Below are 12,551 nucleotides of genomic sequence, written 5' to 3' on the forward strand. Positions count from 1 at the left end.
ATGATCGAAAAAGACCCAACCACCTACACCATCATCACCTATCTATGGGTGGGACTGCTGGCGATGGCAGGTGGACTGGTTGCGTTCATTAGGCGACTTAACAAGCAAAGAAAGCCTGAGAAGCTTACAGTAGTGTTCATTAAGCTCGTTGGGGAATTGATGGTGTCAGCATTCGCTGGCTTCGTCACATTCTACCTCTGCGAATACCTAGAGACCGAGCCGCTATTGACAGCGGTGGCGGTCGCCATCAGCGGTCACTTGGGCGGTAACGCCATCGATGCCATCGGCAAAAAAATCAATCATATATTTAGCCCCTGATTGGGGCTTTTTATTGGAGCACAAAAATGAAAAATGAATTAAAATGGGTGCAAATCGCCCGCCAGTACATCGGACAACAAGAAATCAAGGGGGTCAAGCACAACCCATTGGTGGTGGAGATGTGGACAACAGGCTTTACTGCCACAAATCAAGCCCACCGCCTAAAAGAAAAAGTATGGCAAAATGACGAAACACCATGGTGCGGTGCATTTGTCGCATTTGTCATGGCAAAGGCAGGATTGTCGCATCACATTCCAAAATCTTTCCCATTGGCTCGTTCATGGGTGACGGCAGGCAGTAAGCTCAATAACCCCGCTTATGGCTGCGTGGTGGTGTTTAGTCGCAATGGTGGTGGTCATGTAGGGTTTTGTGTTGGTAGAGATAAGCATGGTAATATTATGGTGCTTGGTGGAAACCAAAGTAATCAAGTAAATATCAAACCTTTCTCACCATCTCGTGTCCTGGCTTATCGCTGGTGTGGTACACAGTCTATGCCTGCGACACATCGGTTTGCGTTGCCTGTACTCGCCAGCGATGGCAAGGTAAGTAAGAATGAGGCTTGAAATATTTGTCAATCTCCGTTTTACTTGCTATAATAGCAGGCATATAGTTTAGTGATTGGTGGCAACCACACACAGAACCCACACAAAATCAGATGATTTTTAAAAATATCTATAAAAATCAATGATTTATGTAAAATAATCGGTGGTCGCCATCTCCACCAAATTTCTATATTTTTATATATTTTTAATAAAATCAATCACTCAAGTGGTTGATTTTTATTATTATCGGTGATAAATAATGCAGTTCATCAGTGATTGGGTACTTGAGATAATGGACAAATTAGGTCTATTTGGTGTTACTCTCATGATGTTTTTAGAAAATGTTTTCCCGCCCATTCCCAGTGAGCTTATCATGCCTGCCGCAGGATTTGCTGCCGCCATGGGGCAGATGAATATTATTGCTGTCATCATGGCTGGCACGCTAGGCTCGGTACTTGGTGCATTGCCTTTATACTACTTTGGTACAATGCTTGATGAGCATAGATTACACCGACTCACCAAAAAATACGGCAAATACTTTCTTCTTAAGCCCAGTGACATCGTTGACGCACAGGCTTGGTTTGATAAGTATGGCAAATCTGTTATCTTTTTTGGACGAATGATTCCTGCCATTCGCTCACTGATTTCCATTCCCGCAGGCATGGCTCGTATGCCATTACTACCATTTTTGATACTGACTACATTTGGCTCTGCCATTTGGAGTGCTATCTTGGCTTATGCAGGCTATGCACTTGGGGCAAATTACGAATTGGTTGAAGAGTTCATCGCTCCCATCAGCACAGCTGTCGTCTCTGTTCTGCTCATCGCCTTTGTTATTATCGTCATCAGACGAGTCAGAAGTGTATTTTTTGATCATAAATGATGAATTTTTTACGACAAATGAGAAAAAATTTGTTATAATAGATGAATTGGAGACGTGGCTGAGTGGTCGAAAGCGCACGCCTGGAAAGTGTGTATACGTTAATAGCGTATCGAGGGTTCGAATCCCTCCGTCTCCGCCAAACTACATTTTACGGTAAAACCAATCAATAGCAAGCCGTATCAAAAAACCCCTGTAGAATAAGAGCTACAGGGGTTTTATGTTTGATGAATCAAAAAGGGTAATTCGCAAGTATAGGCACAGCTTGTATTGACTAAGCAGGCTTAGATTAAGTAGTGAATGACTGGTTAATCAAACACCTTATCTGCTGCTGCCTTAAATCGTGCCACAGTTCCTTCGATGTCCGTCAGCTTATCAAGCCCAAACAGCCCAATGCGAAAACTCTGATAACCCTCGGGTTCACCAACCTGTAGCGGTGTGCCTGCTGCAATCTGCAAACCCTGTTCGGCAAATGCCACGCCTTTATGCACCGCTTCACTTGGTGCATGGCAGACGACCACACCTCGTGCTTGATACTCAGGATGAGCAACACTGCAAATACCTTTATCATTGAGTACTTTTAAGATATCTTTACCCAATTTGACTTGAGCGGATTTTAGGACATCATAACCAACCGCTTTCGCCTCAAAAAGTGCCTCTCTTAACTGTTTAAGTCCATCAGTTGGCATGGTGGCATGATAGGCATGACCCCCATTTTCATAAGCTGTTATGATATTAATCCACGCCTTTAAATCAAGAGAGAAACTGCTTGGTGTGCTATTTAGTGCCATCTCTTTTGCTTGCTTATTCATCATCACAAGTCCGGCACAGGGCGTGCTAGATAAGCCTTTTTGTGGTGCACTGATTAGCACATCAATACCAAGTGCTTTCATGTCAAGCCAAATACAGCCAGAAGCAATGCAGTCAATCACCAAGATACCACCCACCTCATGCACCGCTTCACCTAATGCCTTAATGTACGCATCGGTCAGCATCATGCCAGAGGCCGTCTCAACATGCGGTGCAAACACAACCTGAGGTCTGTTCTCACGAACAAAGGCGGTTACCTCATCAATATTGGCAGGGAAAAATACTGCCTGTGTTGCTTCTGCATGATTGGCACAAAACACCTTGCTTGACCTTGCTACATCCGTCGCCTCCAAAATCTGCGTCCAACGATAGCTAAACCAGCCATTACGGATAATCATGACCTCTTTGTCCTTAGCAAAGGCACGCACCACCGCCTCCATGCCAGAAGTCCCAGAACCTGGCACGATGGCGACCGCATCAGCTTGGTATAGCGATTTTAATTCTGCGGACAAATCTCGCATAACCCCCTGAAATTCCTTAGACATATGATTTAAGGCTCGGTCAGTATAGACTACCGAATACTCCAGCAATCCATCAGGGTCAATATCATTTCTTAAAGCGGGCATCTTGTTCTCCTTGTCAAGAATTTGGACAATCCAATCTTCATCAATGTATCAAGCTTAATCAAAAAAATCAACCACTTGTTTTTACAAATGGTTGAGATTGACCAGTCCAAATTTTCCAATAAGATAGAGTCTCACTCACGATAGGCATGATTTAAGGTATCTGTTATCATCTCTAGCACATCAGGGTCACTGTTTTGAGCAGTATCACGGATTAGTCTTGATGGGGCGTGTGTCAGTGTCTGCGTAAGTGCGTGGGCAAATTGCGTCATCACCTGATGAGCATCATCTCCATCATCTAGGCGAGCTAAGGCGATTTTTAGCAATCTGTCTTTATGTGATTGGGCAATCTGCCGATAATGGGTGATTTGCGTGCGTGCCACCTGCACTTGCATCTGATGTTCAATATCCAGCACCAGCTGACTGACCATCAGCTCAGCCTCTACCGCCGCTTGTTTTCGCTCTTCCAAATTCCCTGCGATGACATGTTGCAAATCATCTACAGAATACAGATAGACATCATCAAGACTGCCCACTTTTGGCTCAATATCACGAGGTACTGCCAAATCCACCATCAACATTGGACGATGACGGCGAGTTTTTAAGGCAACCTTCACCATCTCATGACTGATGAGCGTATCCATACTACCACTACAGCTACTCATCACATCAGCGTGATGTAGATACTCACCGATCTCATTGATGGATACAAGCTGAATCTCTACCGTGCGGCCTGCCGTCCGTGCCATTTCATGTAGCTCATCTGCTAGATTCTTGGCTCGCTCATGGCTACGATTGGCAATAATAATTTTTGCCATGCCTAAAGATGCCACATTGTGTGCCACCAAACGATTCATCTCGCCTGCCGCCACCAGCATAAAGGTTAATTGGTTTGGCTGATCAAAAACCTGCGTTACTAACTTAGCGGTAGCAAAACCAAGCGTAACCGCCTGTGCACCCACTTTTGTATCACGACGCACCGCTCGTGCCGCAGCAAAGACCTGTTGGGTTAGCCAATCAAAACCCTGCCCCATGCCACCATACTCACGAGATAAGGCGACCGCCTGTCTAATTTGCCCCAAAATCTGCGGTTCGCCCAAGATCATCGAGTCTAGCCCTGCTGCCACCCTCAGCCAATGATTTAATGCTCTATTATTTTCATAAACATATAAAAACGGACTGATGTGTTCAAGTGGCAAACCCTTAAAATCTGCCAACCAAGCCTTGATTTTTTGGGTCGCCTCACTGATGGGTGCATCTTCATCATCTATCACCTCTGCACACAGGGCATCACTGGGTAATTTGACATAGATTTCACTGCGGTTGCAGGTAGAAACAATCACCGAACCATCGGTCAATGCTCGTAATTCGGCAATGGCGTGCGACAAATCACGCCCAAACGACAACTTCTCACGAAGTGCCACAGGGGCGGTTTTATGATTGACTCCGATGACGGCTAATTTCATTTTGCTAACTTAAGTTATTGATGGCAATCAAAATGAGGCTAAATTATTTATTATAACAGCTTTTTAAGAATTTGTAACAAGATTGCCTATAATTAAGCACAAAAGCATAAAATTGATCAATTTAAACTTAAATATCGTTCACGCTTGACATATCTCTTGCACTTATTCAAAATCCTTTTATAATAAGTGCAAGAGATAGATAGGCAGTCAGCCTATGATGAAGTGGTTATGAAGCAAAAATTTTGGCAAATTACTTACCCCACCCAACACGGCGGCATTAGGTTGCCTATACCTCGTTTTGGCAAAAAAATTACTCGCCAAAAAACGGTAGCAATAGTCATTTGTCTAAGTCTTGTTGTTTGTGTTGCCAGACCTGCTCAAGCAGGGGTATTTGACCCCCTACTAAAAGTACTACTGCCTTTTTATAAAAAGAACAAAGAACAACAACCACTGCCAAATGACGACGCCCTAGATGAGATGAATGTTGATGTCGGCGATGAGCAGTTCATTGACGATGGCGATGACAGTCATTATCCGCTTATCAATGATGGTTTTTCAGAAATTTTACTAAGCGATGGCTTAACCAACGATTTAAATGTACCTGATTTGCAGGCATTATTAACAGCAGAGTTTGCCGCTGATCGTGGTGATGTGGCAACAGCCCTTGCCATCTACAAGGTAGAGTCTTTTAAACAAAATGCCACCGCCATTTTTGAGCGTGCCTTAAGTCTATCCATTGAATATGAACAGCCTAAAGAGTCGCTCGCCTTTGCCGCCGCTTGGCAATCCCAAAATCCTGACCACATTCCTGCTTGGTTCTATGTAACGCACCTTGCCCTAAAAGCCAAAGCCTACAACCAAGCGGTACAGATGCTTGCAGCAGTACTACAATACGACCCCAGAACAGACTTATCTCAAATCTTTATCAGCATTTTTCCTAACAACCCTACCGACCAAAGAGAGTTGTTTGATGCATTACAATACATTCAAAGCAACAACAGCTCTGTTGCGGCTTTGCGTGCAGGTCTGTTAATGCGTCTTAATGAACACGATGCTGCATTGCTACATATCAACGAATCCCTAAAAAGCGAACCAAACAATCTGGCTTTTATCAATCTAAAACTTGATATTCTAAATACCGCAGGTCGCCTAGACGAACTATGGTCATTCCTACACACCAAGCGACGCACCCTACCCCAAGAAACCTCGCTATATCTATATGAGATCCGCCATCTCATCAATCAAGGCGACCTAAGCAATGCTTGGCGGTTACTGCTTGAAGCCAACAAACACACCCAAAACCCTGATGTCATACTGTTGGCAGGTTTGGTTGGTCTTGATATTGGCGAGTATCGTCATGCCATTGAGATTTTGATACCACTGGTCAAAAATCCTATCTTTTCTAGTCAAGCTCACTATTATCTAGGCATCGGTCATGAGCGACTGGGTGATTTTGTACAAGCCAGACATCATTACGAACGAGTCAAAAATGATGATAATGTACTAGATGCTCGCACCAAAGTGGTTGGCTTTTATCTGCTTGAAAACAATGTCAATGCAGCCATATCAACCTTGATACGCTTAAGAGATGAGTATCAGATGTACGCAGCCGACAGCTACATCCTACAAGCAGAAATTTACCTAAGGCAAGGCAATATCGACACCGCCAAAGACCTACTAAGCACCGCCAATCGTCAATATCCTGATGACGACCGCCTACTTTTTGCCAGTTATCAGCTACTTGAAAATGAGCTTAGCGATGAAGAAAAACGCTTGGCGATGGATAAGTTGGTGCAACTCGATGGCTTTAATCCAAATTATCAACTAGAACAAGCCAAACTCATCTTAAAACAAAATCCTGACGACCAGCAAGCACTCACGACCGTCAAGGCGATTATAGACATTCGTGCCAATGACCCACTATACGATAAAGAATTGCAGTTACAAGCCTTGATTTTATTAAGTGAAAACGCCTTAATTAAGGGTAACTACCATGCCGTCATTGACCATCTGCAAGCACCGTATGAGGTCTCACTTGACCTAAATGCAGGCATATTGCTACTCAGAGCCTATCAGGGGCTTGGCGATGACAACATGGTACAAAAGCTACTCGCCGAACTACAGAATACATACGGCTTCAACCAAGAGTCTGGTACGCCAACCAGTGAACCTGCCATACAAAGCTACTAACCCTAAAACTCATTCATCAAAACACGCCCATCAGCTTTTATCTATTATTTGCCGACTGATTATAGGAATATTCATGCTCTTAACAAAAACAACACTAAAGACAGCCCAAATGGTTATGGCATCATGCCTTCTGACTGTGATGGCAGGCTGTCAAACATTACCAAAAAACACACCAACAACCACAGCCACCATCAACGCCCCCATACAGTTTAATATTACTGGCAAAATTGGTATGATTACCATCTCGGCTGACAACAGCCAGTCGGGCACTGCCTTTTATGCATGGGTACAAGAAGGCGAGCGTTTCGCCATTGATTTGACAGGGGCACTTGGCATTGGTGCAACCACCATCAGCTTTGATGGCAAAACCGCCACATTGCACAACCAACGCATAAGAAGCATTCATGCAGATTCGCCAGAAGAACTGCTAACTCAAGTTACAGGCTGGCAAGCCCCCATCAGTCAGCTCCCCTATTGGATAATTGGCAAAACTGCCCCAAGCGATAGCGATCATCAGTACGATGATAAGGGACGGCTTGCTCAAGCAGTCAATAACGACTGGATAGCAACATTTGAATACAAAGGCAATCTGCCAAATCGTCTGCGTATCACGCACACAGACGGTCATCGCATCATCATGAGTATCATTCATGGCAACTGACATGACCACATTAACTCTATTCTCCCCTGCCAAGATTAACCTTTTTTTACACATCACAGGTCAAAGAGCAGACGGCTATCACAATCTACAAAGCGTGTTTCGCACGCTAGATTTTGGCGATGAGCTGACCTTTCGGCTACACGATGATGACAAACTTGTTCAGCTCATTGGTGGCGAGCATCTGACAGAACGCCTTGATGACAATCTCATAGTCAAGGCAGTACACACATTGGCACAATCCTACCCAAGCCACGCCAAAGCCGTACACATCACACTCAGCAAGCATATCCCCACAGGGGCAGGTCTTGGCGGTGGGTCATCAAACTGTGCAACCACGCTCATCGCCATCAACCAACTTTGGCAACTCAATCTTGACTGCCAAACCCTCATTGATATCGCTGCTACGCTTGGTGCTGATGTGCCATTTTTTATTTTTGCTCATTTTCATCGGACAGATGCCATCGCCACAGGCATTGGCGAACTACTTTCGCCGATTAGCTTACCGACTCGTCAATACCTATTGCTCATGCCTAACATACACCTAGCAACGGCACATTTTTTTAGACACCCTCACCTCATCAAAGATACGCCAATCATGGACGACCTACAACGCCGATACGAACAATTTGATGGACGACTGTCTGACGGTTTTTATAACTGCTTTGAATCCATCGCCATCAATCACAGCCAAACCATCAAACAGGCGATGGACTATCTGCACGCCATCAAAGATACAGATGATGACAAATTTTGTGCCCGCATGACAGGCACGGGCAGTGCGGTATTTTTACCCTTATCCAAGCAGTTGCAATCACAAGCACAACACTTAGTCAGCAACGCCCCTTGTCGTGCCATCATCTGCCAAAGTTTGTACGGCTACTAAACCAAAACACATAAAAAAAGCCAACAAGACCACAAACCTAAAAAAATTTTAAAAAAATTTAAATTTTTTTAAAAAAACACTTGCATAATATAAATTATTCGGTATAATTATCCGCCTATATAGGGGCGTCGCCAAGTTGGTAAGGCATCAGGTTTTGATCCTGACATTCGTTGGTTCGAGTCCAGCCGCCTCTGCCATTTTTTAAAAGTTTTTAAAAAACTTTTTCTAGGGGTATCGCCAAGTTGGTAAGGCATCAGGTTTTGATCCTGACATTCGTTGGTTCGAGTCCAGCTACCTCTGCCATATTCAAGCCTAGCTTGAGCAATAAAGCCAATTCTTCGGAGTTGGCTTTTTTGTTTATCATCTCAATAATCACACCAAAAAAACCTTTCATTGTTACAAGAAAAATTTAGCAAAACTCTGCAAAATTACCGTAAAAAATGCTAAAATAGACAGCAATCATTCTTTTAGCCTTTTACAGGATTATCATATGTCATATATGGCCATCTTTACAGGTAATGCCAACCCACAGCTTGCCCAGACTGTCGCTGACCACCTACATATCCCTTTGAACAAAGCGGACATTACTCGCTTTTCTGATGGAGAAATCGCCATAGAAATCAAGGAAAATGTTCGTGGCAAAGATGTTTTTATTCTACAGCCGACCTGCGTCCCAACCAATGACAACCTGATGGAAGTGGTTTTGCTTGCCGATGCCCTTCGCCGTTCTAGTGCAGGTCGTATCACTGCCGTGATTCCTTATTTTGGTTATGCACGCCAAGACCGCCGACCTCGTTCAGCTCGTGTGCCAATTTCTGCTAAGGTTGTGGCGGATATGCTATCCATCTCTGGCATTGACCGTGTGATGGTTGTTGATTTGCACGCCGACCAAATCCAAGGCTTCTTTGACATTCCTGTTGATAATCTGTACGGCACTCCTGTTCTATTAAGCGACCTAAAACAACAAAACTACGGCAACCTAATGGTTGTCTCACCTGATGTAGGTGGTGTGGTGCGTGCTCGTGCTATGGCAAAACTGCTAGGCGATGCCGACCTTGCTATTATTGACAAACGCCGTGCTCGTGCCAACGAATCCCAAGTCATGCACATCATCGGCGATGTCAGTGGTCGTGATTGTGTCATTATTGATGACATCGTTGATACCGCAGGCACACTGTGCAAAGCAGCCCAAGCCCTAAAAGACAATGGTGCTCGCCGTGTGGTTGGCTACATCACCCACCCTGTACTATCAGGCAAAGCGATTGATAATATTAGCAACTCTGCTCTTGATGAGATTGTTGTTACCGACACCATTCCTCTGTCAGAGTCAGCCAAAGCCTGTTCAAAAATTCGTCAAGTCAGTATCGCCTCGTTACTGGCTGAAAGTCTACGCCGTATCAATAACGAAGAGTCTATCAGTGCATTGTTTGATTACAACGCTTAATCCATCAGACTTTCTATCAAAAACCCATCTGATGATGGGTTTTTTAGTCTCTTGTTTTGATGATTGTTTCGCATGCATCAGCTTCTAACTGACCTAGCATGAATCTAGCGACCATAAAAAATACCGCAATGACAACTGCGGTATTTTTTAACGGCTTGCTTAGATTATTTTAGCATTCTTTGCATTTGCTCAAAACGAGAAGTGATTTCAGCTTTTGGTGGAGCAGTCATCAGACTAACTACTACAGTCGCAATCGCACTAAACACAAAGCCTGGCATGATAGAGTAGATGGCATCATTGGCAGGCTTACCACCAATCTCAAAGCCACCATACACCCATACAATCACGGTCAAAGCACCGACTATCATGCCTGCCAATGCACCATGACGGTTCATGCGTTTCCACATCAAGCTAAACAACACCAACGGACCAAATGCCGCACCAAAGCCCGCCCAAGCGTGTGATACCAACTCAAGCACCGAGCTGTTCTTATCACCTGCAATGAAAATAGCCACCAATGCCACGATGACGACTGACAGACGACCAATCATCACTTGGTTGGCTTCTGATGCTTCTTTATTTAAGAATAGCTTATACACATCACGAGTCAAAGAGCTAGATACCACAAGCAACTGACTTGAGATAGTACTCATAATAGCGGCCAAAATCGCTGCCATCAGAAAGCCTGAAATAAGGGGGTGAAATAAGATTTGTGAGAACACAAGGAAAATAGTCTCTGCGTCGTCCAACTGCATGCCTTTATTGTGAACATATACCATGCCAGACAAACCAACCATCAACGCCCCCATCAGGCTTAGAATCATCCAACCCATGCCAATGGTGCATGCCACAGGCACATCTTTATGTGAGCGAAGTGCCATAAAACGCACAATGATGTGTGGCTGACCAAAATAGCCCAAACCCCAAGCCGCTAACGAAATCGCACCCATGACCGTAACACCACTCATGATATTAAAAAGCTCAGGGTTTATTGATTGTGCCACGCTGACGCTGTTTGAGATACCACCCACTTCATTAAATGCCACAAAAGGCACAAGCAACATGGCAATTAGCATGATGACACCTTGCACAAAGTCTGTCAAAGAGACTGCCAAGAAACCACCAAATAGTGTATAAGCCACAACCACGCCTGCCGTTACCCACAGACCCAATTCATACGACAGACCCAGTGAGTTCTCAAACAGCTTGCCACCACCAACCAAGCTCGCCGCTGTATAGACAGTAAAGAACAAAATTACCACCAATGCCGACATTAGACGCAGTGCGTGCGATGAATCCTCAAAACGATTGGCAAAAAAATCAGGTAGAGTAATCGCATTGTCCGCAAGCTCAGTATAAACACGCAAGCGTGGAGCAACAAGCAGATAATTGACAAATGCACCGATGGTCAAACCACCTGCAATCCAAAAACTAACAATACCTGACGCATACATATATCCTGGTAAACCAAGCAACAGCCAACCTGACATATCAGAAGCACCTGCTGATAGTGCCGCCACAGCAGGACTTAGGTTACGACCGCCAAGCATATAGCCTTCAACATCGTTTCTTTGTTTAAAATAGGCATAAACTCCAATGGCTATCATCAAAATGAAATAAGCCGCCAATGAAATCCACATACCAGTAGCCACATGAGCCATGGCACACTCCTTTTATATATAAAGCAAGAATTAAATAAATTAATGAATAATAAAACAGTTTTTACACATCATTGTCAGCCATTATGAGATTAACAATCAAACAGATGAACAATTTGACAACAATGCCATTGTAACAAACCAGCATATTATATAACAAAAAACCATCAAAGTTATTACTTTAAATGAGATATTTTCTCAATAATCCTAAGTAATCATTAAAATATTGCACTTTTTATCATCAAAATATCAATCAAGCACAATTTTCTTTGCCAATGAAGTAATTTTTTAGTATAATATTTTGCTAATTTTCAAGACCTGCCAAATGATTGGCTCTTTTGAGAATGGCTGGACTGGTCGCAAGTCCAATTTTATTCATCTATTTCCCATTAAGGAATCATCATGAGCTATACTCTAAACGCCATCGTGCGTTCTGACGAACAGCAGGGTAAAGGTGCGAGCCGCCGCCTGCGTAAAACAAACCTTATTCCTGCTATCATCTATGGCGGTGAAGGCGAGCCAGTTTCTATCTGTGTAAAAAACAACGAATTGGTAAAAGCACTATCAGAAGAAGCATTCTTCTCAAGCATCATCAGCATCAATCTAGATGGTGCTAAACAAGAAGTAATCATCAAAGCACTACAACGCCATCCATCAAAAGGCTTCCCACTACACGCTGACTTCCAACGCATCGTTCGTGGTCAAGAAATGAACTTTAGCGTTCCTATGCGTGTTATCAACGAAGAGACTTCAGTGGGCAAAAAAGCAGGTGGCGTACTAACCCAAATCGCAACCGACATTCAAATCTCTTGCCTACCACGCAACCTACCAGAATTCATCGAAGTTGATGTGGCAGCACTAGAAGTTGGTGACAACATTCGCCTAGGTGATGTAAAACTTCCAGAAGGTGCAACCCTAGTCGTTAACGATGACAGCGAACTAGAAAACACCATCATCAGTATGCAAGCACCAACTGTAGAAACAACTGAAGCTACAGAAGCACCTGTTGCTGACGAGGCAATCTCTGAAGAATAATCATTATTTTTCTAAAAAACCAGCAACAATTGCTGGTTTTT

General features: G+C 43.8%; 11 protein-coding genes and 3 tRNA genes. 11 read left to right on the top strand and 3 right to left on the bottom strand.

Annotated features, from left to right (window positions below; translation table 11 throughout):
• The 4 genes from L3D27_RS09400 to L3D27_RS09415 all read left to right on the top strand — a co-directional run bounded on the left by L3D27_RS09400 (position 1) and on the right by L3D27_RS09415 (position 1,882).
• Positions 1–318 carry a phage holin family protein gene (locus L3D27_RS09400; protein WP_373628935.1) on the top strand — a complete coding sequence of 106 codons (318 nt, stop codon included), beginning with the start codon at positions 1–3 and terminating at the stop codon, positions 316–318.
• 26 nt (positions 319–344) lie between these two features.
• Positions 345–881 carry a TIGR02594 family protein gene (locus L3D27_RS09405; RefSeq protein WP_432480822.1) on the top strand — a complete coding sequence of 179 codons (537 nt, stop codon included), beginning with the start codon at positions 345–347 and terminating at the stop codon, positions 879–881.
• A 238-nt stretch (positions 882–1,119) separates the two neighbouring features.
• On the top strand, positions 1,120–1,743 hold the full coding sequence (locus L3D27_RS09410) for a DedA family protein (RefSeq protein ID WP_432481031.1): 624 nt from the start codon (positions 1,120–1,122) through the stop codon (positions 1,741–1,743).
• A 48-nt stretch (positions 1,744–1,791) separates the two neighbouring features.
• A tRNA-Ser gene (locus L3D27_RS09415) sits at positions 1,792–1,882 on the top strand.
• 166 nt (positions 1,883–2,048) lie between these two features.
• Here L3D27_RS09415 and L3D27_RS09420 read toward each other — a convergent pair.
• Complete coding sequence (locus L3D27_RS09420; protein WP_432481032.1) at positions 2,049–3,176, bottom strand: aminotransferase class V-fold PLP-dependent enzyme; 1,128 nt, start codon at positions 3,174–3,176, stop codon at positions 2,049–2,051.
• A gap of 131 nt (positions 3,177–3,307) precedes the next feature.
• Entirely contained in the window at positions 3,308–4,639 is a 1,332-nt protein-coding gene (gene hemA / locus L3D27_RS09425; RefSeq protein WP_284673418.1) for a glutamyl-tRNA reductase, read from the bottom strand.
• A 228-nt stretch (positions 4,640–4,867) separates the two neighbouring features.
• Here hemA and L3D27_RS09430 point away from each other — a divergent pair, with 228 nt between their 5' ends.
• The 6 genes from L3D27_RS09430 to L3D27_RS09455 all read left to right on the top strand — a co-directional run bounded on the left by L3D27_RS09430 (position 4,868) and on the right by L3D27_RS09455 (position 9,817).
• The gene (locus tag L3D27_RS09430; protein ID WP_432481033.1) at positions 4,868–6,829 is read left to right on the top strand and encodes a tetratricopeptide repeat protein; all 1,962 of its coding nucleotides are present in this window, start codon (positions 4,868–4,870) and stop codon (positions 6,827–6,829) included.
• Between the two features lie 73 nt (positions 6,830–6,902).
• Positions 6,903–7,490, top strand: a complete 588-nt coding sequence (locus L3D27_RS09435; protein WP_432481034.1) for a lipoprotein insertase outer membrane protein LolB — start codon at positions 6,903–6,905, stop codon at positions 7,488–7,490.
• 1 nt (position 7,491) lies between these two features.
• On the top strand, positions 7,492–8,373 hold the full coding sequence (ispE, locus tag L3D27_RS09440; RefSeq protein WP_373628815.1) for a 4-(cytidine 5'-diphospho)-2-C-methyl-D-erythritol kinase: 882 nt from the start codon (positions 7,492–7,494) through the stop codon (positions 8,371–8,373).
• Between the two features lie 121 nt (positions 8,374–8,494).
• A tRNA-Gln gene (locus tag L3D27_RS09445) sits at positions 8,495–8,570 on the top strand.
• A gap of 30 nt (positions 8,571–8,600) precedes the next feature.
• Positions 8,601–8,676, top strand: a tRNA-Gln gene (locus tag L3D27_RS09450).
• A gap of 187 nt (positions 8,677–8,863) precedes the next feature.
• Complete coding sequence (locus L3D27_RS09455; protein ID WP_432481035.1) at positions 8,864–9,817, top strand: ribose-phosphate pyrophosphokinase; 954 nt, start codon at positions 8,864–8,866, stop codon at positions 9,815–9,817.
• Positions 9,818–9,981: 164 nt separating this feature from the next.
• Here L3D27_RS09455 and putP read toward each other — a convergent pair whose 3' ends face one another.
• Entirely contained in the window at positions 9,982–11,478 is a 1,497-nt protein-coding gene (gene putP, locus L3D27_RS09460; RefSeq protein ID WP_284673423.1) for a sodium/proline symporter PutP, read from the bottom strand.
• 396 nt (positions 11,479–11,874) lie between these two features.
• On the opposite strand from putP, the gene L3D27_RS09465 reads away from it, so the two are divergent.
• The gene (locus L3D27_RS09465) at positions 11,875–12,510 is read left to right on the top strand and encodes a 50S ribosomal protein L25/general stress protein Ctc (protein ID WP_432481914.1); all 636 of its coding nucleotides are present in this window, start codon (positions 11,875–11,877) and stop codon (positions 12,508–12,510) included.
• Positions 12,511–12,551 lie beyond the last annotated feature (41 nt).

It is taken from the genome of Moraxella sp. ZY200743 (assembly GCF_050885545.1).
GTDB lineage: Bacteria > Pseudomonadota > Gammaproteobacteria > Pseudomonadales > Moraxellaceae > Moraxella > Moraxella haemolytica.